This window comes from Enterovirga sp. CN4-39 (assembly GCF_049446235.1).
In the GTDB taxonomy this organism is placed as follows: domain Bacteria; phylum Pseudomonadota; class Alphaproteobacteria; order Rhizobiales; family Beijerinckiaceae; genus Enterovirga.
In genome coordinates this window covers 14,209-38,688 of the sequence record NZ_JBMSEF010000006.1, presented here as the reverse complement: position 1 = coordinate 38,688, position 24,480 = coordinate 14,209, and the positions used below count along the sequence as shown (strand labels likewise).

The following is a 24,480-nucleotide window of genomic DNA, read 5'->3' as shown; positions in this document are numbered from 1 at the left end:
ATGGCGTTGATCGCCTCGCTCTCACGCCATTTCGCCATATTGGTTTGGGAGAGGGTCGAAGGAGCTCGCGCTTTACGCGGGCCGAAGTAGCACCGCATGTTCGGCAGACCCAAGACACCTCAGACGCCCGCCGTTCCGCCGCCGCCCGACTCGTCGGGCCTCGGCCGTTATGCCCCGAAGAGCCCGAACGAGGCGCTGAAGCCTTCGGCTCCCCCGCCTCCTCCCCCGCCGCGCGTGCGCCGGCCGAGGGGTGGGATGCTCTCCCTGATGAGCGGTCTGACGACCTTCGGCCTCGTGCTGGCGGCCGTCGTCGTCTTCGGCCTCCTCGTGTTCGAACGGAAGGTCCAGGAGGTGGGACCGCTCGCCCAGGACAAGGTCGTCCTGATCCCGAAGGGCACCGGCACCTCGGAGATGGCCACGCTTCTGGCGAAGGAGGGCGTCATCTCGGATCCGAACCTGTTCGAGATCAGCGCCTATCTGAATCGCAGCCGGGGCGTCCTGAAGGCGGGCGAGTTCCAGTTCAAGGCCGGAACCAGCATCGAGCAGGCGATCGACACCCTGATCCAGGGGAAGGCCGTCCAGCATGCCTTCACGGTGCCGGAGGGCCTGACGAGCGAGCAGATCGTGGCTCGCCTGCGCGAGAACGAGCTGCTGACGGGCTCCATCAACGAGGTGCCGCGCGAGGGGACGCTCCTCCCCGACACGTATCATTTCGAGCGTGGGACCCCGCGGCAGCAAATTATCAACAAGATGCAGGCCGAAGCGCGCGAGGCGCTGGTCAAGGCCTGGGCGAAGCGCGCGCCCGACCTGCCGATCAAGACGGCACCGGAACTCGTGATCCTGGCCTCCATCGTGGAGAAGGAGACCGGGCGGGCGGATGAGCGGCCGCGTGTCGCCAGCGTCTTCATGAACCGGCTCTCCAAGCGGATGAAGCTGCAGTCCGACCCGACCATCGTGTACGGGCTCGTGGGCGGAAAGGGCACGCTGGGCCGGGGCATCCTGCGGTCGGAAATCGAGCGCGCGACGCCCTACAACACCTATGTGATCGAGGGTCTGCCGCCGGGGCCGATCGCGAATCCCGGCCGGGCGGCGCTCGAGGCGGTCGCAAACCCGCTGAAGACGCGCGACCTCTTCTTCGTGGCGGACGGGACGGGCGGCCACGCCTTTGCCGAGACGCTCGACCAGCACAACCGGAACGTCGCGCGCTGGCGTCAGATCGAGCGCTCGCGCGAGGCGGCCGGTGCTGCGCCCACCGAGGTGGACCGGGTCGATCCGCCTGCGTTGCCGGAGGGGCGGACGGAGAACTTCCAGGCTCCGAGCCCCGGGCGGGGTGCCGCCCTCGACACTGGAACGGTGTCCGCGATCGCGGGGGCTGGGCTTGGTTCCTCGCGAGCATTCGACGCCTCGGAGGGGACGCCGCGGGATCCGCTGCGGAACCAGAGCTGGGACCTTACCTCCGCCAAGAACGTGCCGGCCTTCCAGCCGCCCCCGGGCCTTGCGCCCGCCGAGGCGGCGAAGCCCGAGCCCCGCAAGCGGCAGGCGGCGAAGCCGAAGCGGAAGCCGCGGGACGCGGATAGCGCCGCAGCCTCGGACGCGGGCTCGGCGACCCAGTAGGCAGTACGGACGCGGATCAGCCGTCCGAGACGCTTGAATCTGGAGCCCCGTCCGGGCATCGGGACATCATGGCCATCAATTCGATGACCGGCTTCGCGCGCGAGGCTGGCACTACGGCGTCAGTGAACTGGGCCTGGGAGGTGAGAAGCGTCAACGGGCGCGGCCTCGAGGTCCGCACGAGGGTGCCGCCGGGATTCGATTCAGCGGCGGAGGATGCACGGCGGCAGATCGCGGCCGCATTCTCCCGCGGCCAGTGCCAGCTCAATCTTACGCTGTCCAAGAGCGCCACGGCCCCTCGGGTCCGGGTGAACCGCGAGGCGCTCGATACCCTGGTCGGTGCCATCGCCGACCTCAAGCTCCCGGCCGAGATTCGTCCCGCCTCCCTGGATGGGCTCCTGTCGATCCGGGGCATCGTCGAGATGGAGGACGACGCCGGAGACCCCGCGGCCGAGGACGCCCTACGGGCCGACCTGTCGGCTGCTGCGGCCCGCATGGTGAAGGCGCTTTCCACCTCGCGCGCAGCGGAAGGCGCTGCGCTCCAGGCCGTCATCGAAGGTCACCTGCAGGCGATCGGCGAGCTCGTCGACGCCGCGGAAACCTGCCCGGCTCGCCGCCCCGAGGCGATCCAGGCCAGGCTGACCGAGCAGGTGGAAACCCTCCTGGCCGCCACGGGCAGCCTCGATCCCGTCCGGCTGCACCAAGAGGCGGCCCTGCTTGCGACTCGGGCCGATATCCGCGAGGAGATCGACAGGCTCCGAGCTCATGTCGCGGCCGCCCGGGAGCTTCTCGGCGCCGATGGTCCCGTCGGCCGGAAGCTGGACTTCCTGGCTCAGGAATTCGGGCGGGAGGCGAACACGCTCTGCTCGAAGGCGAACGACGTGTCGCTGTCCCGCATCGGGCTGGAGCTCAAGGCTGTTGTCGACCAGTTCCGCGAGCAGGTTCAGAACGTAGAATGAGTGCGACTGAAGAAGGTGAGCTGACCGTGCAGGGCAAGGTCGGGCGCCGCGGCCTCATCCTGATCCTCTCGTCTCCGTCGGGGGCCGGGAAGACGAGCCTTACCCGTGCCCTTCGGGAGGAGAAGGAGCTCGGGCTGGAAGTCTCCGTCTCGGTCACGACGCGCCAGAAGCGCCCGTCCGAGATCGCGGGCCGCGACTACAACTTCATCTCGGTCGACGACTTCCTGGCCATGCGCGACCATGACGACCTGCTCGAATGGGCGGAGGTCCACGGCAACTATTACGGCACGCCCCGCCGGCCGGTGGAGCGGGCCCTCGCTGCCGGGCGGGACATGATCTTCGACATCGACTACCAGGGGACCCGCCAGGTGCGCGCCACCATGGGCGAGGATGTCGTGACCGTGTTCATCCTGCCGCCCACCATGGCCGAGTTGCAGCATCGGCTCGAGCGGCGGGCCGAGGACACCCGCGAGACGATCGACAAGCGCCTCGGCAACGCCCGGGTCGAGATCGAGCGCTGGAGCGAATACGACTACGTGGTCGTCAACGAGGATCTCGGCGCCTCCTTCGAGGGCCTGAAGGCCATCCTCTTCGCCGAGCGGCTGAAGCGGGACAGGCAGGTCGGCCTGCCCGACTTCGTCGGCGGCCTCCTCTCCGAAACGGTGACCTGACCGACTTCCCGCGTCAGGCCGCGTCGGCCCGCGCGGCAGGGTCCCCGAATTCCCGCTCCATCTCGCGCCGGAACCGCACGGCGAGGTCGTCCTCGTCCATCTCGACGTCGCGCCAGCGCAGCGGGTCGCCTTCCCGGATCGGGTTTCGCAGCCTGACATGCTGCGCCAGTCCGAGCGGCAGGTACCCTTCGGCGAGCGAATGTTGGGCGGGGCATTGCCGGCCCCAGACCAGGAATCCGCCCTCTCCGTCGAGCACCTCTCCCGCCGAAAGGTCGCGCTTGGCGGTCGCCACGACATCGGCGTTGAAGCAGGTCGGGGCTCCCGTCGGCTCCCACCGCAGAGCCGCCGAGGCGATCGAAATACCGAGTTCGAGCCCGATCATGTGCGTCGGGCGGTAGAGCGAGGCGTACCGGCCCGAGCTGTCCTGCAGCATGTGGTATTCGGAGAAGCAGCGGCGGGCGTAGTCGCTCTCCGCCTCGATCACGACATAGGTCCCCATCGCGAGATGGTGGGGCACGTCGCGCCCGTCGCGGTAGACCGACGAGGTCACCTCCGTGACGCCGGCCCGCTCCAGCGTGCCGCCGCTCTCCCGCGGCTTACAGATCTCGGCGAGCTCGAACCGGCTGGCCGGCGGGAAGGCGAGCCCGCCCGTTTGCGCCGCGAGCCCGGTCGCGTTGCAGACGGCCGTCATCTCGATCCCCGATTTCGTCCCATCGACGAAGGAGTTGAACATCTTCGGGTTGATCGAGGCTCGGTCCTCGATCTTGAGATACTGGTCCAGGATCTCCCAGACGGTGTCCGGGTTCGAGGCGTGGTAGGTCGGCAGGTAGCGCGTGCCCTTGCCGGCCGCGACGACGCGGAAGCCGGCCGCTCGGGCCCAGTCCACCTGTTCGCAGATCAGCGCCGGCTGATCGCCCCAGGCGAGCGAATAGACGACGCCCGCCTGCTCGGCTCGCCTGGCCAGGAGGGGACCCGCGAGCGCGTCCGCCTCCACGTTCACCATGACGATGTGCTTTCCCGCCTCGATCGCGGCGAGGCAGAAGCGGATCCCGGTCCGCGGATCGCCCGTAGCCTCGACGATCACCTCGATCGCCTGATGGCGGATGAGCGCCTCGGCATCCTCGACGACGGCCGTGCCGCCGGAGCGTGCGGCCTCGTCGAGCGAGGCGGGGGCATATTGCTCGGCAGGCCAGCCGGCTGCGGCCAGCTGGTAGCGGGCACGGGCGACATTCAGGTCGGCGATACCGACGAGGTGCATGCCTTCCGTGACGCGGGCCTGCGCCATGAACATCGTGCCGAACTTGCCCGCTCCGATAAGGCCGACCGTGACGGGCCGTCCGGCAGCGGCGCGCTCGCGCAGCATGCGGCTGAGATTCATGGGCGTTTCCTGTCCGCGCTCTCGGGCGCAATCAGGCGAGTTCGAGGAGCGCAGCCCCGCCTGTCAAGCGAGCGCGTTCGCGAGCGCCACGAACCCCGCGACGGGGATCTCCTCCGCACGCGCAGTGCCGGGAAGACCGGCCGCCTTGAGCAGCTCGGCGGGATCCTTCCCGAGGCCCTTCAGACTCTGCCTCAGCATCTTGCGCCGCTGGCCGAAGGCAGCGCGTGTGACGCGCTCGAGCGCCTGGACGGAGCAGGGCAGGGGATCGGGCCGCGGCTCGACATGGACGACCGCGGACGTCACCTTCGGGGGCGGCACGAAGGCCTGCGGCGGCACGTCGAACAGGATCCTCGACCGGGTGCGCCAGCCGCAGAGCACCCCGAGGCGGCCGTAATCGTCCCGGCGCGTCTCGTCGGCCACGATGCGGTCGGCTACCTCGCGCTGGAACATGAGCGTCGCGCTGGCCCAGGGCGGCGGCCAGTCCGGCACCGTCAGCCAGCGTATCAGGATCGGGGTGCCGACATTGTAGGGCAGGTTGGCCACGATCCGGGCGGGCTTCCCTCCCGAGAACAGGGAGCGCGGATCGACCTCGAGCGCATCCGCCTCGATCACCTCGAGCCGGCCGGGATAACGGGCACCGATCTCCGCGAGCGCGGGAAGGCAGCGGGGATCGCGCTCGATCGCGATCACCCGGTCGGCGCCTTCCGCCAGCAGCGCCCGGGTGAGGCCGCCCGGGCCGGGGCCAACCTCCAGGATCTCGTGGCCGGCGAGCGGCCCGGCAGAGCGCGCGATTCGCCCGGTCAGGTTCAGGTCGAAGAGGAAGTTCTGCCCGAGCGCGCGCTTGGGCATGAGATCATGCTGGCGCACCACCTCCCGCAGCGGCGGCAGATCGTCGGGCTCGCTCACGTGGAGACGCGGCTCGAAGCGGCAAGGCGCCCGGCGAGGCGAAGCGCGGCGATCAGGCTGTCCGGACGGGCGATGCCTTTGGCGGCGATGTCGAAAGCCGTCCCGTGGTCCGGGGAGGTCCGGATGAAGGGCAGGCCCAGCGTGACGTTCACGCCCTCGTCGAAGGCGATCGTCTTGATCGGGATGAGCGCCTGGTCGTGGTACATCGCAAGCGCGGCATCGTAGCCCCGGCGCGCCCTCGCGTGGAACATCGTGTCCGCCGGCCAGGGGCCCGAGGCGTCGATCCCCTCCGCCTGCAAGCGCGCGATCGCCGGCGCGACCACGTCGCGGTCCTCCGTGCCCATCGCACCAGCCTCTCCGGCATGCGGGTTGAGGCCCGCAAGCGCGAGCCGGGGCCGGTCGAGGCCGAACCTCTCGCGTAGGTCGCGCGCGACGATCCGGGCCGTCCGGACGATCAGGTCTTCCGTCAGCGCCCCCGGCACATCCCGGAGCGGGATGTGGATGGTCACGGGAACGACGGCCAGTTCCTCGCTCCACAGCATCATGACGGGGAGCGGGGCCTCCGCCCCCGGCTCGGCCGCAAGGGCGGCGAGGAACTCGGTGTGGCCCGGATGCCGGAACCCGGCATCGTAGAGCACGTGCTTGGCGATCGGGCAGGTCACGACCGCTTCAGCCCGGCCCACCCTGGTGAGTTCGACGGCCACCTCGATGGATTCCAGGGTGGCGGCTGCGGTGCCCGGGTCGGGGCGGCCGGGTTCGGCCGAGACCTGCCTCGCAAGCGGAACGACCGGGAGAGCCTCGCCGAAGATCGCGGCAGCTTCCTCGGGAGCCACCGCGCGCACGGGAACGTCCAGATCAAGCCGCCGTGCAGCCTGCCGGAGAAAATCGGGATCCGACAGGAGGAAGAAGGGCGGCAATCCGGCCTCGACCCGGCTCGCCCAGGACTTGAGGGCGATCTCCGGCCCGATCCCGGCCGGGTCGCCCTGCGTCAATGCAAGTGCCATGTCCTCACGCCGCTCCGGCCCGCTTGGGCGGCATCAGCGGCTCGCGACGCCGTCCGAGGTGTTCGACGTGTTGAGCGACTGCGCGAAGCTCGCCTGCCCGAGTGTCCGCAGTTCCAGGCGAACCATGACGGTCCGGTCGGTCTCCCGCTCGCCCGTCGCGGCAGTGCGCGGCGTCATCGCGTAGTTGATGCTGAAGGTGGTGCACTCGTCCTTGTAGCCGAGGCTGATCCCCGCCTGCGCGATCGTGAACGGGTCGGACCGGTTGTAGATCGTGGTGTTCGCGAGGGCCTGCCCGCCGCGGGCGAAGTTCGCCTGGTAGGTGCGCAGGAAGTCCTCGCGCGCGTCGATGTAGCGGTCGAGGTCGAAGAGCACGGAGCCGCCGATCGACCAGTTCGGCGTGATGTTCCAGGCGGCTGCCGGCTGCAGGCCTTCGCGGCGATGCAGGAACCCGATCAGCGGCTGGGCCCGGTAATACACGTAGGTGAGCGAGCCCGTGATCGGCACCCACGGGTTGAAGTTCATGATCGCCTGCGTCTCGAAGCTGTTCAGCGCAAAGTCTGAATGGTCGAAGCGCCCGCGCGTGATGAACGAGAAATTCTGACTCGGATTGACCTGGATGCGCCCGACGACGTCGGACACCTGGGAATCGAGCCCGGACTGGAGGCCCGTATTGATGAGGTCCGGCACCGCGTAGGAGTTGCGCCCGGCCAGCTGGTAGGACTGGCCGATCAGCGCATTCGCGGTCCAGCCGGTCGGGGCAAGGTAGTTGTATTGCAGTCCGACATTGGCCCGGACGCCGCCTTCGGCGCGGTCGTAGCCCGAGAACTTGTCCCAGTCGAACAGGACGGTGTCGTCGTAGACGAGGCTGTGCGCATCCTCGTTCGGCAGCTTCCCGATCCGCGCCTCGTTCGGACGGACGATCACCTGCCCGATCGGCGTGAGGGTATGCGCGCCGCCGCCGCTGTCGTTCGCCAGCAGCGGATACCGGTACTCCATGCCGACGGCCGGCATCGTGCGGCCCAGGAATTCCTGGTTCGGGTTGATGAAGTTCGCGATCTCGGGGTTCTGGTAGCCCGTCGTGTCGGGGCTGTTCAGGAAGCCGTCGACGCGCAGATAGGTGAACGGCGTCCAGACCTGCCCCACATCGTCGATGAAGGCGCGGCGCCACGACACCTCGCCCGAGAAGCGCGCGAAATCGCCCGAAAGGCCGCGAACGAGGCACACGCCGCGCTGGAAGACCACGCAGCTCTGATAGCCCGCGGTCGTCAGCCCCGATCCGAACGGGAAGGCCAGGTTGGTGAAGCTCGTGGGATCGAACTGCGCCGCCTGGCGATACAGGTGGGTGACGTTGAACTGGAAGCGCGTCTCGCCCCCGATCGGGTCCGGCCCGTTCACGCGCTTCTCGTAGTCGAGCGAGGGCGTCACGAAGGGAATCTGCTTCTGCCAGTCGGCGTAGGAGAGCCCCTGCCAATAGAAGCCGCGCAGGTCGAAGAACGACCGGTCGCCCACGCCGCGCAGGAACGCCTGCGAGGTCGATTCCAGCATCAGGTAGTTCGAGGCGAGGGTCTCGCTGCGGATCTTGTAGTTCTGCAGGAACCACTTGTCCGAGAGCAGGGCGACGCTCCACCCGAACTGCCATTGCGGGTTGATGTTGAAGCGGCCGTTCGATTCCAGCATGCCGCGGCCCTCGCGGTTGGCCGGGCCGAGCGGGGGCGGCAGGAACGCCGACTGGCCGCGCTGGAAGATCCCCGCGGCGCGGATGTTGTAGGAGCCGGTCAGCAGCCGCTGCCGCCACTCGCCCTGCATCAGCACGCCCTGCCGCGAGTAGAGCGTCGGCTGGATCGTCAGGTCCTTGTCGGGCGCGATGTCCCAGAAGAACGGGATGGAGACGCCGGTCCCGAGGGCCGTGGAATGGATGTAGTGCGGGGCCAGGAAGCCCGTCATCCGCTTCACGGTCGGGTCGGCCGTCCAGAAATACGGGATCGCGGCGATGGGCACGCCGAGGAACTCGATGCTCGCGTCCTCGTAGTAGATCGTCCGCTCTTCGTTGTTGTGGACGATGCGCGCGGCCTTCACCTGCCAGAGCGGCGGCCGCTCCGGGTTCTCGCGGCAGGGCTCGCAGGCCGTGTAGGTGCCACGCAGGAAGGTCGTCGTTTCGCCCTCGACGCGCTCCGCCCTGGCGGCCGACATCCGGGTCCGCAGCGTCTCGCCGCGATCCTGGACGGTCTGCTCGACGCGTAAACTGTCTATAAACCCTGTTTTGAAATCATCTGTGAGTTCGAATCGAGAGCCGGTCGTGACGGCGCCGCTGGTATCGGTCAGCCGCACGTTGCCTTCGGCGTAAACGCGCCCGGTATTCCGGTCGTAGGTGATCCGGTCCGCCTGAAGGGTGCGGCCCTCATAGTTCATCTCGACGTCCCCGGACGCCGAGATGGTGTTCCGGTCGTTGTTGTAGATGATCTCGCGCGCGTCGACGAGCAGGCGGGAATCGGATTGCGAGGCCGAGCGCTGACGGGCGGCGATGAGGTCGTTCATCGTCCCCTGCGCGCGCGCAGGGGAGGGCTGGGCGGCGAGGAGGCCCGCCACCGCGATCGCGAACCCTGCGACCGTGCCCTTGAGACGCCTCATCCTCACTCCTCGACCGGCCCGAACGGAAGGGTCAGCCATCTTCCTGGTACAACAAAGCCAAGCTTCCGAGCAAACTGCCGACCACCGCCGGCAGCCATGCCGCCACCGATGGGCCCACCAGTCCGGCGTTGCCCAGGTCGCGCATGAGCTCGGTTGCCACGTACAGCGCGAACCCTGCCGCCACGCCGCCAAGCACCATCTTGGTCACCCCTCCGAAGCGGAAGAAGCGGAGCGAGACGGACGCGGCGACGAGCACCATCGCAACGAACAGAAGCGGACGTGCGATTAAGATGTCGTATTGCAGCCGATACCGGCTCGCGTCGAGCCCTGCGGTCTCGCGCCGCGAGATCGTTTCCGAGAGTTGCCAGAACGGCACGGCCTCCGCGGGCGTGATGCGCTGCCGGATCTGCGTGGGATCGAGGTTGGAGGCGAGAAGGTAGCTCGCGTAGGCCTGCGGCTCCTCCACGGTCGTGAACACCTTCGCGTCGGTGAATTCCCAGTAGCCCTCGCGCAGGGAGGCCTCTGGCGCCTCGATCCGCTCCATGAAGCGTCCCTGCTTGTCGAACACGAAGGCCGTGACGCCGGTGACCGTCCGGGCCGAGCCGACGCTTCCTTCGGCCTTGATCACGGCATGGCCGTCGATGCTTCGCTGCTGGATCCACAGGTCGGAGCCGCTGGCCTTCATCCGGCGGCCGAAGAGGTTGGCCTCCAGGCGGGTCGCCTCCTCCTTCAGGCTCGCCGAGATGGGGTTGTAGACGAAGGTCGCCAGCAGGCCGAGGCCGGCCGCGACCAGGATGCCAGGCTGCAGGAACTGCCAGGCGGAGATGCCCGCCGCGCGCGCGACCACCAGCTCGAGCTTGCGGCTGAGCTGCAGGAGGGTCGCCATCGATCCGAACAGGATGGCGAAGGGGAAGACCTGCTCGGCGATGGACGGCGTCCGGTAGAGCGACAGCCGCGCCATCAGGGCCGGCGTCGCGCCCTCGGTGTCACCGGCGCGGCGCATGAGCTCGACCAGGTCGAGCGTGAAGACGAGCCCGAAGACCGTCGCGAAGACGATCAGGATCGTCTTGAGGAACCGGACCGACAGATACCGGCTGAGGGTTGCGCCGAGGAGCACGTCAGGCGCGTCCGGCGAGGCGAAGGCGCCCGGGGAGGAGCCCGTCGAGGCCCTGCCGGAGCCGGGTCCCCGAATGGTGCAAGGCGGCGTGGAGGCGCGGCCCGCCGGCGATCAGGACGCAGCAGGCCAGCATGGCGCCGATCGGAAGCCCGTAGACGAGCCACACGGCTGCCGGGGAGCGCGCGCTCGCGCTGTTGGCCGCGAAGACCGCGATCCGCAGCGCGACGACGGCCGCGATGGCGCCCGCGATCGCAAGGCCACGTCCCTGCCGGGTCGTGCGCGGGTTGCCCATGGCCGCGAAGGCGATGAGCACGGATGCAAGCGGGAAGAGCCAGGCCGAGAGCCGGTCGTGCAATTCTGCCCGGAAGCGCCCGGGCTGGGCCTTGTAGAGCGCCTCGTTCACGTCCGGCATCAGGAGGTCGCCCGTCGAGCGCTCGCGCGGCTTGTAGACCACCTCGGCGGCCTCCTGGCTGAGCGCCGAAAGGTCGATCGCATAGCGCTCGAAGGTGACGATCGAGGAATCCACCGCGTTCGGCCGCTGCCGGTGGATGCTCCCGTTCTGGAGGACGAGATACGAGCCGCCGTTGTGGTCGACCGCCTGTCCCCGCTCGGCGATGTAGGTGGTGATCCGCCCCTGCTCGCGCCGGTCCTGGAGAAAGATGCCGAGAAGGGCGCCGCCCGCCCGCTCGCGGTAGTGGAAGGTGACGCCGTTCTCCAGCGTCGTGAACTGCCCCTCCTGCGCGATGTTTGCCAGGAAGTCGGCGCGGATGCGGGTGATGAGGTCCCGGATCTCCTGGAAGCTCGACGGGATCAGCACGATCGTCAGGATCGCCAGCCCGGCCGCGACCAGGCCGCCGAGCGCCACGAACGGCCGGAGGAGCCGCCAGGGCGACATGCCGGCCGCGCTCATGATGATGAGCTCGCTGTCGCCGTTGAGGCGGCTGAGGGCGTAGAGCACCGCGATGAACAGGGCGACCGGCGCGATCACGGCCACGATGGTCGGCACCGTGAGGCCCGTGACGGAGAGGAAGACCAGGATCGTCTGGCCTTGTGCGGTCACGACGTCGAGCTGCCGCAGGGCCTGCGTCAGCCAGATGACGGCCGTCAGCACCACGACGCAGGTCACGAAGGCGCCTGTCGTGATCCGGAATATGTAGCGCTCGACGAGGTGCATGGGCGTGGCGATCGATCCGGGCTAGCTCGGGGCGTCGGGCCTAGCAAGCCGGACCTCGTCCCTTCGCCGCCAAGTTCGGCGGTTTGCGGGCAATGTGGCCGAGGCGCGACGACAAGACCTCTCGGTCTCTGGCGCGATGCGCCGCATGTTGTATGGCTCTCGGCCTGGATCGTCGGCCGGCGAACGGTCACCGGCTTCGGAGCCTGGCGCGTGGACAGCATCAAGATCGATTTCGGCACTCTGGAGCAGCCGGAAGGAGGGGACCTCGTCGTCTTCACGGACGATGCGCTCGCCCTCGGCCCATCCGTCACGGAGCGTTTCGGCGCGGTCGGCGACATCCTCCGCCGGGCCGCGCCGGGCGAGCGTTTCAAGGGCAAGGCGGCGAGCGCCCTCGTGATTCCCGCGCCGGCGGGCCTCGACCGGGTGGACCGCCTCGTGGTGATCGGCCTCGGGCCGGCCTCGGAGCGCGAGAAGCAGGACTGGCGCGCCATCGGAGGGGTGCTGGCCGGAAAGGTCGGCGGCCGGCAGGCGACGGTGGTCGGCGATCTGCCCGGCCTCGACCATCCGGCCGACGCGATGGCGGAGATCGCCCTCGGCGCACGGCTGCGCGCCTACAAGTTCGACACCTACAAGACGAAGAAGAAGGACGATTCCGAGCCGGACACGGCTACGCGGATCACCTTCGCGGTGGCGGAGCCCTCCGCCTGCCGCCGGGCGGACAGGCGCCGGGCGGGCCTCGCGGACGGCGTGAACCTGGCGCGCGACCTCGTGAACGAGCCGCCAAACGTCCTTTTCCCGGCGGAGTTCGCCCGCCGGACCCAGGCACTCTCGAAGCTCGGCGTCGAGGTCGAGATCCTCGATGAGGAGGATCTGCGGCGGATCGGCATGCGGGCGCTGCTCGCGGTCGGCCAGGGCTCCGGCCATGGCAGCCGGGTCGCGATCATGCGCTGGAACGGCGGCGATGCCGACGCGGCGCCGCTTGCCTTCATCGGCAAGGGCGTCTGCTTCGATTCCGGCGGCATCTCCATCAAGCCGTCGGGCGGCATGGAGGACATGAAGGGCGACATGGCCGGCGCGGCGGCGGTGGTCGGCCTCATGCATGCGCTCGCTTCCCGCAAGGCCAAGGCCAATGTCGTCGGCGTGATCGGCATCACCGAGAACATGCCCGACGGCAACGCCCAGCGCCCGGGCGACATCATCAGGACGCTGTCCGGCCAGACGGTCGAGATGGTGAATTCGGACGCCGAAGGCCGCCTCGTTCTGGCGGACGCGCTCTGGTACGTGCAGGAGCGCTTCAAGCCCGCCTTCATGATCGACCTGGCCACCCTGACGGGGGCGATCATCGTCGCGCTGGCGCAGGAGCATGCCGGCCTGTTCTCGAACAACGACGAACTCGCCGATCGGCTGGCCGCGGCCGGCCGGAGCACGGGCGAGAAGGTCTGGCGCATGCCGCTCGCGCCCGAATACGACAAGCTCATCGATTCGCGCTTCGCCGACATGAAGAACACGGGCGGCCGGCACGGCGGCTCCATCACGGCGGCGCAGTTCCTCCAGCGCTATGTCAAGGATACGCCTTGGGCGCACCTGGACATCGCCGGCACGGGCATGAACGCGCCCCAGACGGAGACCAACAAGTCCTGGGCTTCGGGCTGGGGCGTGCGCCTCCTCGACCAGCTCGTGCGGGATCACTACGAGAGCTGAACGGCCAAGGCGGCCCGGGTCGGGAGGGGTAGCCCTTCCTGCCTGCTCCAGGCCGGAACCCTCCTGCGCTGGGGGTTTCGAGCCGCGCCTGCGACATCTCGCAGGCGCAAAATGCGCTTGACCGGGCGCGTCCGAACGGTCATCTGAACCCTATCCGGCCGGAAAGCGTTCTCGCGTCGACCGGACATTCACTGGAACCGATCCGTCCCATGCCAAGCGACAGTCATAGTCGATTGACCGCGCCGTCGCGGCCCGCTCTGGACGCCTGATCGCCTGATCGGCTCACCAGACCGGCCTCGGCGGCCCGGTCGAAAGGTGAGCCATGAACAACGAGATTCGCTACCTCGCCCAGCATCTCCTCTATGCTGGCGTCTCGCCGCTCCCCGGGCGGGATCGGCGTGTCATCCAGCGCGTCGCGCGCCGGACCTATCTGGCGCGCAGCCTGAACCAGGTCTTCGAGGAGCGTCAGAGCTTCGGGGAGCGCCTGTCCGACCGCGTTGCGGCCATCGGCGGCTCCTGGGCCTTCATCCTCGGCTTCGGCGTCTTCCTCGCCCTCTGGGCCTGCCTGAACGTCGTCGTCCTGGCGCGGAACGCCTTCGACCCGTACCCCTTCGTCTTCCTGAACCTCCTGCTCTCGATGCTCGCGGCCCTGCAGGCGCCCGTGATCATGATGAGCCAGAACCGCCAGGCGGCGAAGGACCGGCTCGCCGCGTCGCTCGACTACGAGGTCAACCTCAAGGCCGAGACGGCGATCTCGGAGCTTCACGAGAAGGTCGACTTCCTCGTGGGCCGGATGGAGCACTTCGTCTCCGCCGCGGCCGTCGACCCATCCCCCGGCGAGCCGGCTCCGGCCCGCCCCGCCCTCCGCATCGTTTGACCAGGGAGACGAGACATGCGTGCAACGACACTCGTTCTCTGGCTCATGATCTTCCTCGTCTTCGTGCCGATCGCCGTCGCGCATGGCGTCGCGGTGCTGATCGGAGACGGGGTCGAGAATGCGGAAGTCGCCTCCGTGGTCGGCAGGACTGGTCGCCAGGAGATCCTGACCCATTAACATGCGCGCGTGAGCGAGATCTTCTTCTACCACCTGCAGCGACAGCCGCTTGAGGCGGTGCTGCCGCGCCTGCTCGAGAAGTCGCGCGAGCGCGGCTGGCGCGCGCTCGTCCGGGTCGGGAGCGAGGAGCGCCTATCCGCCCTCGACGACCATCTCTGGACCTACGCGGACGAGAGTTTCCTGCCGCACGGCACCGCTCGCGAGGCCGATGCCCCGGAGCATCCGGTCCTGCTGACGACGGAGGAGGCGAACCGCAACGGTGCCGAGATCCTCTTCCTCGTCGAGGGCGCCCCGCTACCCTCCGACCTCGGCGGGTATTCGCGCGTCATGTATCTCCTGGACGGCTCGAACGAGGAGGCTGTCGCCGGCGGGCGGCAGGCCTACCGCGCCCTGCGCGAGGCGGGGCATGAGCTCTCCTATTGGCAGCAGGACGAAGAGGGCCGCTGGGCCAAGCGCGGCTGACCGTCCCACCGGATCGCCCTCGCAAACGTCGCCGCCCGCATCTACCTTCGGGCCGAGTGGAGTTAGCGATGGTCCGAAAGCTCGTCTCGGCGGCCTGCTTGGCCGCCCTTCTCGCCTTGCCGGCTGCCGCGCAGCCGAGCCCAGCCGCATCGCCCCGTCCAGCCGAGCAGGCGCAAACCGCGCCACCCAGCCGCCCTCAGCAGGGCGCCACGGGCCAGGAGATAACCGGACGGCGGCTGCCGCCGGACGTCACGACCGTACACACGCTCGACCTGCCGGACGGCCGGACGCTTCGTTTCTCGGCCACCGCCGGCGCATTGCCGCTCGTCGACCCGCAGGGCGCCGTCCAGGCGGAACTCGGCTATGTCGCCTACACGGCCCTCGACACCAATCCGGCCACGCGCCCGGTGACGTTCTTCCTGAACGGCGGGCCCGGCGCCTCGTCGGCCTATCTCCACCTGCTGGTGGCGGGGCCGTGGCGGCTGCCGCTCGGCCAATCGAGCATCAGCCCGTCGCAATCTCCGGCGCTCGTGCCGAATCTCGAGACGTGGCTCGATTTCACGGACCTGGTTTTCCTGGATCCGGTGGAGACCGGCTACAGCCGCGCCACGGGCTCGCGGGATGAGATCCGGGACCGCTACTTCACGGTAGACGGAGACGTCTCCTCGATCGCGGCCGCGATCGCGCGTTGGCTTCGCACCAACGACCGGCTCGCCTCGCCGAAATTCTTCGTCGGCGAGAGCTATGGCGGGTTCCGCGGTCCGCTCGTCGCCCAGAAGCTCCAGAAGGATCTCGGGATCGGCCTCTCCGGCGTGATCCTTCTCTCGCCCGTTCTCGATTTCGGCATGCTGGGCCAGCCCCGGCACAACCCGATGGAATTCGTCACGCGCCTCCCATCCTTCGCGGCCGCGAAGCTCGAACGAGACGGCGTGTCGGACCGGAAGGCACTCGCGGATGCCGAGCGCTACGCCGGCGGCGAATACCTGGTCGACCTCACCCGCGGGATGCAGGACCAGGACGCGATCGCCCGCATCGCGGCGCGCGTGGCGGAACTGACCGGCCTCGACAAGGATCTCGTCCGGCGGCATGCGGGCCGGATCGGCCTCGGCACCTTCCAGCGCGAGTTCCAGCGGGGGGACGGCAAGATCGCGTCGGCCTACGATACGGGCGTGACGACCTTCGACCCGGACCCGACCGACGACCGCGGGAGCGGCAGCGACGGGGTGCTGACCGCCATGCAGGCGCCGCTCTCGACCGCGATGGTCGACCACCTCTCCCGCACCCTCGGCTGGCGCGTGCCGAACCAGCGCTACGAGCTCCTGAACAACTCGGTCTCGCCGAACTGGCGCTACGGCCGCGGCCGCACGTCGCCGCAGGTCATGGACGAACTCAAGGAGACGCTGGCGCTCGATCCTGATCTTCGGGTCCTGGTCGCGCACGGGCTGACGGATCTCGTCACCCCCTATTTCGCGAGCGAATTGCTGCTCCGGCAGCTCCCGGCCTATGGCGGCAAGTCCCGGGCGGCGCTGACGACCTATCCTGGCGGCCACATGTTCTACACCCGCGACGCATCCCGCGCGGCCTTCCGAAAGGATGCCGAGAAGCTGATCACCGGACGGACGGAGAAGGGGGAGCGGGGCTAGCTGGCCCGCGGTGTGCCGCTCGTCGGGCGGCTGGGCTGGGGCGCTCAGACCGCCAGCAGCATGACGGACAGGCCGACCACGAGGAACGCGATCGCGGCCAGGATAAGAACGATATCGGACGCGTGAAAGCCTTTGCCGCTTCGTGCGGAGGACGAAAGCATGAGGGAACTCCGTAGGAGCCTCTCTCATGCCTCAGGCGTGTTTCGTCCCGATTGCGTCTTCGATGGACTTTGTCATCCGCCCCGGGCGAGGGGACCCCAGAACACGCGGTTGACCGCTTTCAGCCGCATCTCGATGACGGCCACGGCGAAGCGATCATGGTGGCGAAGGGCCTCGTTCCGGATCGCCTCAAGGCGGCGCATCTCGGCCAGGTACTCGGCTGCACTGATGTGGGACATGCTGACCCCCGCGTGCGTATTCCCGGGAGCTCGAAGGCTCGCTCGGTTTGGTTGCCGCTTCGTTAACGGCCCAAGGTGGCAACGGTTTGGCCGAACCTCACCGGCCATCATGCGTTGTGCGCTGGGGCTGACGAACGGAGATATCGAATGAAGCTTACGTCCGTCGTGCTGGCCGGGGCCGTGGCCCTGGTCGCTTCAGCGGCATCCGCGCAGACCTATGTCGAGCGCCGCGTTACAGTCCGTCCGAGCGGCTATCTGCCTCCGGCTGGCCCGCCGCAGGGCATGATGACCGCCGACGAGATCCGCGACTACCGGATGGACATGCTCGAGAACCGCCAGGAGGCGGAGGAGCGCGCGATGGAGATGCGGCATCACGCCGAGCGCCGCGCCATCGATCCGGAGGACTGACCGGGCTCCCGGGACGGGCGGGCTGGAGCCTGCCTGTCCTGGGCCGTCGGGCCTGAGGTGCGCTCGCGCCCATGCGGGCGCAAGGATAGCTCAGCGCGGCAGACTCGACTCTCCTGCCCGGTACGCTAATGACTTATCCACAGAGTATTTTTGTACAGGAGAGAGTCGGTGCGGCGTCGGGACGACGATCGTGTGCGTGCGATGCGTGATCTGCTCGCTGGGGTGCGCGCGGAGAATTCGAGGATGGTGGCCGCGGCGATCGGCGGGCATCTCTCCCGCATCACGAAGGAGGCAGGAGAGGCGCGTGCGCTCGGGGAGGCGTCGGACACCGTCCGCGACGCCAGCCTCGATCTCCTCAAGGCTCTTCACCGCGGGCATGACGTGAACGGTGCCCGCAAGGCGGCGCTCGAATCCGTCGAACTGCTCGAGGCCGCGCTGCCGGACCCCGCCGCGCTGACGAAACGCTCCCCCTCCGGTCCGGAGCATCACCCGGCGGCTGCGCGGACCAAGGAGATCCGGAAGGCGGCCCGAAGCGGGCTCTCCGCCGTCCTGCCGCTCTGGCGCAACTGAGCTCCAGCGAAGCACCCGTTCCTTCCGGATGCATCTAAAGTCGATGTCCTGGTCTCTGGGCTAAACGGGCCCGATCCTGGCATGAGTCCTGACGGAAGCGCCCGGACGAGGCGCGATGGAGGGCTGAGAGGGTGACGGGATTCGGAAAAGGGCTGCTGCTCGGCGTTGCGGCCACGCTGTCCCTCATGGCGGGACAGGCTGCAGCCGATGCCTGGCCGCAGCGTGCGATCAGCTTCATCGTTCCCTTCGCGGCCGGCGGCGGCACCGACGCTTTCGCCCGACCGCTGGCGCAGCAGCTCGACAACCAGCTCAAGCAGCGCGTGCTGATCGAGAACCGGGCCGGGGCAGGCGGCACCGCGGGGGCGGCTGCCGCCGCGCGCGCAACGCCGGACGGGTACACGTTCTTTGTCGGCGCCACGCACCACGCGATCGCACCGGCGATCTATCCGAGCCTGAGCTACGATCTGGAACGCGACTTCATTCCGATCGCGATGATCTCCCGCCCGCCGCATGTCGTCGTGGTCAACCCGAAGCGCGTGACCGCGAAGAACCTCGGCGAACTGATCGCTGCCGCGAAGGCCAATCCCGACGGGCTGACCTACGCCTCAGCAGGCCTCGGCACGACGCACCATCTCGCGGCGGAACTGTTCAAGCTGATTACCGGGACCAAGATCCGCCACGTTCCCTATCGCGGCGCCGGGCCGGCCATGCAGGACCTAGTCGCGGGCCAGGTGGACATGGCCTTCGACGGATTGGGCAGCTCGGCCGGGCAGATCTCGGGCGGCTACATCAATGCGCTGGCCGTCGCCGCCCCGGGCCGGAATCCCGCCATCCCGAACGTGCCGACCGCCGCGGAGGCGGGCGTGCAGGGCTATGACGTCGCGACCTGGTACGGCGTCTGGGCGCCGAAGGGCACGCCGGCCGACATCGTCGAGAAGATGCGGGCCGAGATCGGCAAGGCGCTGGACACCAGCTACATCAAGGAGACCTGGGAGCGGAACGGCTCGGATGTCCCCAAGGTGTCCGGGGATGCGTACGGAAGCTTCGTGAAGAGCGAGATCGGCCGCTGGGGCAAGGTCGTGCGCGACGCCGGCGTGAAGATCGAGCAATAGGCCTCCGCCGGGCGCAGCTGCAAGACGCGGCGCCCGGCTGCCTGGCCGGCGGATCGCCTCGGATCCGCCGCCTCTCAGAGCTTCCCCATCGCGTAGCGGACCGCACATGCCGGCTCGGACCAGGCGAGCGCCTCGTCGAGGTGGTAGGCGAGCGCGGCTTCATTGAGCCGATGGGTTTCCGCCTCCGGCGGCACATCCGCCGCGCCGGGGTCGAAAAAGCCGAAGCGCAGGCACACCGCCGGCCGGCCGCGCTCGTCGGCCCAGGCCTGGACCAGCGCCTCGCCGGCGATCTTCGAGGCGGCATACCAGGTCATCTTCGGCGCAAGCCGCCAGGCGCGGTAATCGGCCCAGACGGAACTCGCATAGACGAGGCGGCCGACATCGTGGTCCGAACACGCGCGCAGCACGTTCAGGGTCGCCTGGATATTGCCGGCCGCGGCGCTGTCGAAAGCCGAGGCCGGGTCGGGATCGGCCGCAAGGTGCACCACCGTACCGACACCGGCGAAACGCCTCGTCCAGGCGTTGTCATCGCGGATCAGGTCGCCCTCGGGGCGGTCGAGCAGGACCAGCCGTCGGGCCTGCCAATGCTGAGCGAGGGTTTGCCCGATCCGGCCCGACGCGCCGGTGATCAGAATGGGACCGTCCTCCATCCCCGCATTCCTCCCGGGCGAGGTTCGATCACCTCCCCGCGCCGCTGATTCGACACGAATTGAATCGGGGCCTGCCGCAATCACCGGCAAGATGTGCCGCATGCAATGGCACAGATGGCGAAACCCACCGCAAAATAAGACCAACGTAGCCTGCGCTTACATCTCGCAGCTGAACCCCATTGTGCGAAAGCCCAACCACCGGCACGCTACGCTTCGATAGAGCGGAGGCCACATGGACGACCTCTTTCAACGGTTCGCTCGCTCCTACGACTCTCGGCGCGCCACCGAGATGACGCTCTCCGAGTACCTGGCGGCGTGTCGAACCGATCCGATGATGTATGCCGGTCCGGCCGAGCGGATCCTGGCCGCCATCGGTGAGCCGGAGACGGTCGACACGTCCCGCGACGCCCGGCTCGGCCGGATCTTCATGAACCGGACGATCCGGCGCTATCCGGCCTTTGCCGAGTTCTACGGCATGGAGGAGACGATCGAGCGCATCGTCTCCTTCTTCCGCCACGCCGCGCAGGGCCTCGAGGAGCGCAAGCAGATCCTCTACCTGCTGGGCCCGGTCGGCGGCGGCAAGTCCTCGCTCGCCGAGCGCCTGAAGGCCCTGATGGAGGTCCACCCGATCTACGTCCTCAAGGCCGGGCAGGAGATCAGCCCCGTCTTCGAGAGCCCGCTCGGCCTCTTCGATCCCGAGCAGATGGGCGACACGCTGGAGACGGATTACGGGATCCCGCGGCGGCGGCTCACCGGCCTCGTAAGCCCGTGGTGCATCAAGCGCCTGGACGAGTTCGGCGGCGACCTGTCCAAGTTCCGGGTGGTCAAGCTGAACCCCTCGCGGCTGCGCCAGATCGCCGTGGCGAAGACGGAGCCGGGCGACGAGAACAACCAGGACATCTCCTCGCTGGTCGGCAAGGTCGACATCCGCAAGCTCGAGACGCTGTCGCAGAACGATCCCGATGCCTACAGCTATTCCGGCGGCCTGAACCGCGCCAACCAGGGCCTTCTCGAGTTCGTCGAGATGTTCAAGGCCCCGATCAAGATGCTGCACCCCCTGCTGACCGCCACGCAGGAGGGAAACTACGTCGGCACGGAGAACATCGGCGCGCTGCCGTTCTCGGGCATGATCCTGGCGCACTCGAACGAGGCGGAGTGGCAGAGCTTCAAGAGCAACCGGAACAACGAAGCCTTCATCGACCGGATCTTCGTCATCAAGGTCCCGTACTGCCTGCGGGTCGCCGAAGAGCAGATGATCTACACCAAGCTCATCGCCAGCTCCGAGCTCGCGGGGGCCGTTTGCGCTCCCTTCACGCTCGAGATGCTGGCGCGGTTCTCCGTCCTGTCGCGCCTGCGCGAGCACGCGAATTCGAACCTCTTCTCGAAAATGCGGGTCTATGACGGGGAGAGCCTGAGGGAGGTCGATCCGCGCGCGCGCTCCATGCAGGAATACAAGGATGCCGCAGGCGTCGATGAAGGCATGGACGGTGTCTCGACCCGCTTTGCCTTCAAGGTGCTCGCCGCGACCTTCAACCACGACGCGATCGAGGTCGCCGCGGACCCTGTCCACCTCATGTACGTGCTGGAACAGTCGATCCGGCGCGAGCAGTTCCCGGACGACACCGAGAAGCGCTACCTCGAGTTCATCAAGGGCGAGCTGGCGCCCCGCTATGCCGAATTCATCGGGCACGAGATCCAGAAGGCCTATCTGGAATCCTACCACGATTACGGCCAGAACCTCTTCGACCGCTACGTCGATTACGCGGATGCCTGGATCGAGCACCAGGACTTCAAGGATCCCGATACGGGCCAGCTGCTCGACCGGGAGCTCCTGAACCAGGAGCTGACCAAGATCGAGAAGCCGGCCGGGATCGCGAACCCGAAGGACTTCCGCAACGAGGTCGTCAAATTCTCGCTGAGATCGCGTGCCAGCAATGCCGGACGAAACCCGTCCTGGACGAGCTACGAGAAGATCCGCGAGGTGATCGAGCGTCGCATGTTCAGCCAGGTCGAGGAGCTTCTGCCGGTCATCAGCTTCGGTTCCAAGAAGGACAGCGAAACCGAAAAGAAGCACGGGGAGTTCGTCGAACGGATGGTCGCGCGCGGCTATACCGAGCGGCAGGTCCGCCGCCTTGTGGAGTGGTACATGCGCACCAAGCAGGCTGGCTGATGACATGCACATCATCGACCGGCGCCTGAACCCAGGGGGGAAGAGCCTCGCGAACCGGCAACGGTTCCTGCGTCGGGCGAAAGCTGCGGTCCGGCAGGCGGTGCGGGAGAGCTCCGAAGGACGGGGCATCAAGGAGATCGACAAGGGCGGCGAGGTCACCATCCCGGGCGGCAGCATCAGCGAGCCGCGCTTCCAGCGCAGCAGCTCCGGAGGGCGCCGCCAGGCCGTTCTGCCCGGCAACAAGAAGTTCGTCCCCGGCGACACCCTTCCGAAGGACCAGAGCGGCGGAGGCAGCGGCTCCGAGGGGAGCCTCGACGGCGAGGGCGAGGACGCCTTCAGCTTCGTCCTCTCCCAGCAGGAATACCTCGACATCTTCTTCGAGGATCTCGAACTGCCGAACCTCGCCAAGCGGGCGCTGGCGGTCACCGAGAGCCACTCGCTCCAGCGCGCGGGCTATTCCGTGTCGGGCTCTCCCGCGAACCTCGCGGTCGGCCGGACGATGCGCAACAGCCTGTCGCGCCGCTTCGCGCTGCGCCGGCCCAAGCAGGAGGATATCGCCAGGCTCGAGGAGGAGATCCGGCGCCTCACCGAGGCGGGTGAGCAGCCCGAAACCGTCGCGGCGCTCCAGGCGGAGCTGGACGCGATGCTCATCCGGCTCCGGCGCGTGTCGTATATCGACCCGATCGACCTGCGTTACCGCCGGTTCCAGCCGGTGCCGAAGCCGGTCTCCCAGGCCGTCATGTTCTGCCTCATGGACACGTCGGCCTCCATGACGGAGCACATGAAGGATCTCGCCAAGCGGTTCTTCGCGCTGCTCTACCTGTTCCTGAAGCGGCGCTACCAGCGGGTCGAGGTCGTCTTCATCCGCCACACCCACAAGGCGGACGAGGTCGACGAGGAGACCTTCTTCCACTCGCGCGAGACGGGCGGCACCGTCGTCTCCAGCGCGCTGGAGAAGATGTACCAGATCGCCCGCGAGCGGTACCGGCTCGAGGACTGGAACATCTACGGCGCGCAGGCGTCGGACGGCGACAATGCGCCTAGCGATTCGGAGCCCTGTGCGGCCCTGCTGCGCGACTCGATCCTGCCGCTCTGCCAGTACTTCGCCTATATCGAGGTGGGGCGCGACGAGGAGCGGAGCTTCGGCTTCATGCCGCACCAGACGGAGCTCTGGCGCACCTACGAGCGCGCCGAAGCGGGCGAGCGCCTCGCCATGTGCAAGGTCACGCGTCGCACCGACATCTACCCCGTCTTCCGGAAGCTCTTCGAGCGCAGGCACGAGGGGGCCGAGGCGCCATGAAGAAGGCGGCTCACAGACGGAAGCCGCTCTTCACGGGGAAGGACTGGGATTTCGCGCTCATCCAGAGCGTTCACGATGCGATCGCGGAGATCGCCGTCGGCGAACTCGGCCTCGATGTCTACCCGAACCAGATCGAGGTGATCACGACCGAGCAGATGCTCGACGCCTATTCGTCGATCGGCATGCCGCTCCTCTACAAGCATTGGTCGTTCGGCAAGCATTTCGCCCACCACGATACCGTCTACCGGCAGGGCGCGCGCGCCCTCGCCTATGAGATCGTGATCAACTCCAATCCCTGCATCAGCTACATCATGGAGGAGAACACCGCCACGATGCAGGCGCTGGTGATCGCGCACGCGGCGTTCGGGCATAACCACTTCTTCAAGAACAACTATCTGTTCCGGCAATGGACGGATGCCGAGGGCATCCTGCAGTACCTGGACTTCGCCAAGCGCTACATCGCGGAATGCGAGGAGCGGCACGGGCACGAGCGCGTGGAGCGGCTCCTCGATTCCGCCCACGCCCTGATGAGCCACGGGGTGCACCGGTATCCCCGCAAGCGGAAGCCCGACCTGCTCACCGAGGACAAGCGCGAGCAGGAACGCAGGCAGCACCAGGAGCGGATCTACAACGACCTGTGGCGGACGGTGCCCGCCAAGGCGAACGGCAAGAAGCGGAAGCTGGACGAGTCCCGCCGCCGCGCCCTGCTCGAGTTGCCGCAGGAGAACATCCTGTATTTTCTCGAGAAATCCGCCCCGCGGCTCAAGCCCTGGCAGCGCGAGATCCTTCGCATCGTGCGGATGATCGCCCAGTACTTCTATCCGCAGGGCCAGACCAAGGTGATCAACGAGGGCTGCGCCACCTACTGCCACTACAAGATCATGAGCCGGCTCCACGAGAAGGGGCTGATCGAGGATGGGGCCTTCTTCGAGTTCCTGACCTCGCACACGAACGTGGTGTTCCAGCCGGAATTCGACGACCCGCGCTTCTCCGGCATCAATCCCTATGCGCTCGGCTTCGCGATGATGCAGGATATCGAGCGCATCTGCACGGAGCCGACGGAGGAGGACCGGGAATGGTTCCCGGAGATCGCCGGCTCGGGCGATCCCTACGGCGTCCTGCGCCATGTCTGGGCGAATTACCGGGACGAGAGCTTCATCTCCCAATATCTCAGCCCGAACCTGATGCGGCGCTGGCGCATGTTCCTGCTGATGGACGAGGGGGAGGACGCGGAGGAACTCCGCGTCGAGGCGATCCACGACGAGCGCGGCTACCGGAAGCTACGGCGCCTGCTCGGGCGGCAATACGACGTCGCGCATCTCGATCCCGACATCCAGGTCATCGACGTGGACCTTTCGGGCGACCGGCGGCTCGTCCTGGAGCACCGCATGCTCGATGGCGCGCATCTGGAGGACAAGCCGACGCGCGAGGTCCTCCAGCATCTTGCCGATCTCTGGGGCTACGACGTGTGCCTCCAGGAATACGACGACGCGCTCGACAGCATCGTGGCGGAGCACCTCGCGCATCCCCGGCAGGCGGCGGGCCAGCTTCCCTAGGATCTCGC

Annotated in this window: 22 protein-coding genes; 14 read left to right on the top strand and 8 right to left on the bottom strand. The window is 68.1% G+C overall.

What is annotated here, in order from left to right:
• The first annotated feature begins 96 nt into the window (after positions 1-96).
• The 3 genes from mltG (at position 97) to gmk (ending at position 3,241) form a co-directional block, all read left to right on the top strand.
• Positions 97-1,614: an endolytic transglycosylase MltG gene (gene mltG, locus ACO2SS_RS11865; RefSeq protein WP_423277866.1), complete on the top strand. Its 1,518-nt coding sequence runs from the start codon at positions 97-99 to the stop codon at positions 1,612-1,614.
• Between the two features lie 68 nt (positions 1,615-1,682).
• Entirely contained in the window at positions 1,683-2,570 is an 888-nt protein-coding gene (locus ACO2SS_RS11860) for a YicC/YloC family endoribonuclease (RefSeq protein ID WP_423277865.1), read from the top strand.
• The gene (gene gmk, locus ACO2SS_RS11855) at positions 2,567-3,241 is read left to right on the top strand and encodes a guanylate kinase (protein ID WP_423277864.1); all 675 of its coding nucleotides are present in this window, start codon (positions 2,567-2,569) and stop codon (positions 3,239-3,241) included. Before ACO2SS_RS11860 ends, gmk begins: the two co-directional genes overlap by 4 nt.
• A gap of 13 nt (positions 3,242-3,254) precedes the next feature.
• On the opposite strand, the gene ACO2SS_RS11850 is transcribed toward gmk, so the two are convergent.
• From ACO2SS_RS11850 to lptF, 6 genes are all read right to left on the bottom strand, one after another.
• Positions 3,255-4,619, bottom strand: a complete 1,365-nt coding sequence (locus tag ACO2SS_RS11850) for an NAD(P)H-dependent oxidoreductase (protein ID WP_423277863.1) — start codon at positions 4,617-4,619, stop codon at positions 3,255-3,257.
• Positions 4,620-4,682: 63 nt separating this feature from the next.
• On the bottom strand, positions 4,683-5,468 hold the full coding sequence (rsmA, locus tag ACO2SS_RS11845) for a 16S rRNA (adenine(1518)-N(6)/adenine(1519)-N(6))-dimethyltransferase RsmA (protein WP_423278084.1): 786 nt from the start codon (positions 5,466-5,468) through the stop codon (positions 4,683-4,685).
• Positions 5,469-5,521: 53 nt separating this feature from the next.
• Entirely contained in the window at positions 5,522-6,529 is a 1,008-nt protein-coding gene (pdxA, locus tag ACO2SS_RS11840) for a 4-hydroxythreonine-4-phosphate dehydrogenase PdxA (RefSeq protein ID WP_423277862.1), read from the bottom strand.
• Positions 6,530-6,562: 33 nt separating this feature from the next.
• Complete coding sequence (locus tag ACO2SS_RS11835; protein WP_423277861.1) at positions 6,563-9,157, bottom strand: LPS-assembly protein LptD; 2,595 nt, start codon at positions 9,155-9,157, stop codon at positions 6,563-6,565.
• A 31-nt stretch (positions 9,158-9,188) separates the two neighbouring features.
• Entirely contained in the window at positions 9,189-10,274 is a 1,086-nt protein-coding gene (gene lptG / locus ACO2SS_RS11830) for an LPS export ABC transporter permease LptG (RefSeq protein WP_423277860.1), read from the bottom strand.
• 1 nt (position 10,275) lies between these two features.
• Positions 10,276-11,448 (bottom strand): LPS export ABC transporter permease LptF, encoded by a 1,173-nt coding sequence (gene lptF / locus ACO2SS_RS11825; RefSeq protein ID WP_423277859.1) that lies wholly within the window; start codon positions 11,446-11,448, stop codon positions 10,276-10,278.
• A 210-nt stretch (positions 11,449-11,658) separates the two neighbouring features.
• Between lptF and ACO2SS_RS11820 the strand changes: the two genes are divergently transcribed.
• From ACO2SS_RS11820 to ACO2SS_RS11800, 5 genes are all read left to right on the top strand, one after another.
• Positions 11,659-13,149, top strand: coding sequence for a leucyl aminopeptidase (locus ACO2SS_RS11820; RefSeq protein WP_423277858.1), 1,491 nt, complete (start codon positions 11,659-11,661; stop codon positions 13,147-13,149).
• Between the two features lie 322 nt (positions 13,150-13,471).
• Positions 13,472-14,026: a DUF1003 domain-containing protein gene (locus ACO2SS_RS11815; RefSeq protein WP_423277857.1), complete on the top strand. Its 555-nt coding sequence runs from the start codon at positions 13,472-13,474 to the stop codon at positions 14,024-14,026.
• Positions 14,027-14,041: 15 nt separating this feature from the next.
• Positions 14,042-14,203: a hypothetical protein gene (locus ACO2SS_RS11810; protein WP_423277856.1), complete on the top strand. Its 162-nt coding sequence runs from the start codon at positions 14,042-14,044 to the stop codon at positions 14,201-14,203.
• 9 nt (positions 14,204-14,212) lie between these two features.
• Entirely contained in the window at positions 14,213-14,665 is a 453-nt protein-coding gene (locus tag ACO2SS_RS11805) for a DNA polymerase III subunit chi (RefSeq protein WP_423277855.1), read from the top strand.
• Positions 14,666-14,733: 68 nt separating this feature from the next.
• Entirely contained in the window at positions 14,734-16,308 is a 1,575-nt protein-coding gene (locus ACO2SS_RS11800; RefSeq protein ID WP_423277854.1) for a S10 family peptidase, read from the top strand.
• Positions 16,309-16,541: 233 nt separating this feature from the next.
• Here the strand turns inward: ACO2SS_RS11800 and ACO2SS_RS11795 are convergent, their stop codons facing one another.
• Positions 16,542-16,706, bottom strand: a complete 165-nt coding sequence (locus ACO2SS_RS11795) for a hypothetical protein (protein WP_423277853.1) — start codon at positions 16,704-16,706, stop codon at positions 16,542-16,544.
• Between the two features lie 147 nt (positions 16,707-16,853).
• Here ACO2SS_RS11795 and ACO2SS_RS11790 point away from each other — a divergent pair, with 147 nt between their 5' ends.
• The 3 genes from ACO2SS_RS11790 to ACO2SS_RS11780 all read left to right on the top strand — a co-directional run bounded on the left by ACO2SS_RS11790 (position 16,854) and on the right by ACO2SS_RS11780 (position 18,796).
• The gene (locus ACO2SS_RS11790) at positions 16,854-17,114 is read left to right on the top strand and encodes a hypothetical protein (protein WP_423277852.1); all 261 of its coding nucleotides are present in this window, start codon (positions 16,854-16,856) and stop codon (positions 17,112-17,114) included.
• 168 nt (positions 17,115-17,282) lie between these two features.
• Entirely contained in the window at positions 17,283-17,684 is a 402-nt protein-coding gene (locus tag ACO2SS_RS11785) for a hypothetical protein (protein WP_423277851.1), read from the top strand.
• 131 nt (positions 17,685-17,815) lie between these two features.
• A complete protein-coding gene (locus tag ACO2SS_RS11780) occupies positions 17,816-18,796 on the top strand; it encodes a Bug family tripartite tricarboxylate transporter substrate binding protein (protein WP_423277850.1) in 981 nt (326 codons plus the stop codon).
• A gap of 74 nt (positions 18,797-18,870) precedes the next feature.
• Here the strand turns inward: ACO2SS_RS11780 and ACO2SS_RS11775 are convergent, their stop codons facing one another.
• Positions 18,871-19,446, bottom strand: coding sequence for an NAD-dependent epimerase/dehydratase family protein (locus ACO2SS_RS11775; RefSeq protein ID WP_423277848.1), 576 nt, complete (start codon positions 19,444-19,446; stop codon positions 18,871-18,873).
• 232 nt (positions 19,447-19,678) lie between these two features.
• Here ACO2SS_RS11775 and ACO2SS_RS11770 point away from each other — a divergent pair, with 232 nt between their 5' ends.
• The 3 genes from ACO2SS_RS11770 to ACO2SS_RS11760 are packed head-to-tail and all read left to right on the top strand — an operon-like array spanning position 19,679 to position 24,472.
• Entirely contained in the window at positions 19,679-21,616 is a 1,938-nt protein-coding gene (locus ACO2SS_RS11770; protein ID WP_423277847.1) for a PrkA family serine protein kinase, read from the top strand.
• A gap of 4 nt (positions 21,617-21,620) precedes the next feature.
• Entirely contained in the window at positions 21,621-22,916 is a 1,296-nt protein-coding gene (locus ACO2SS_RS11765; protein ID WP_423277846.1) for a YeaH/YhbH family protein, read from the top strand.
• A complete protein-coding gene (locus tag ACO2SS_RS11760; RefSeq protein ID WP_423277845.1) occupies positions 22,913-24,472 on the top strand; it encodes a SpoVR family protein in 1,560 nt (519 codons plus the stop codon). The genes ACO2SS_RS11765 and ACO2SS_RS11760 overlap by 4 nt, the downstream gene beginning before the upstream one ends.
• Positions 24,473-24,480: the final 8 nt, after the last annotated feature.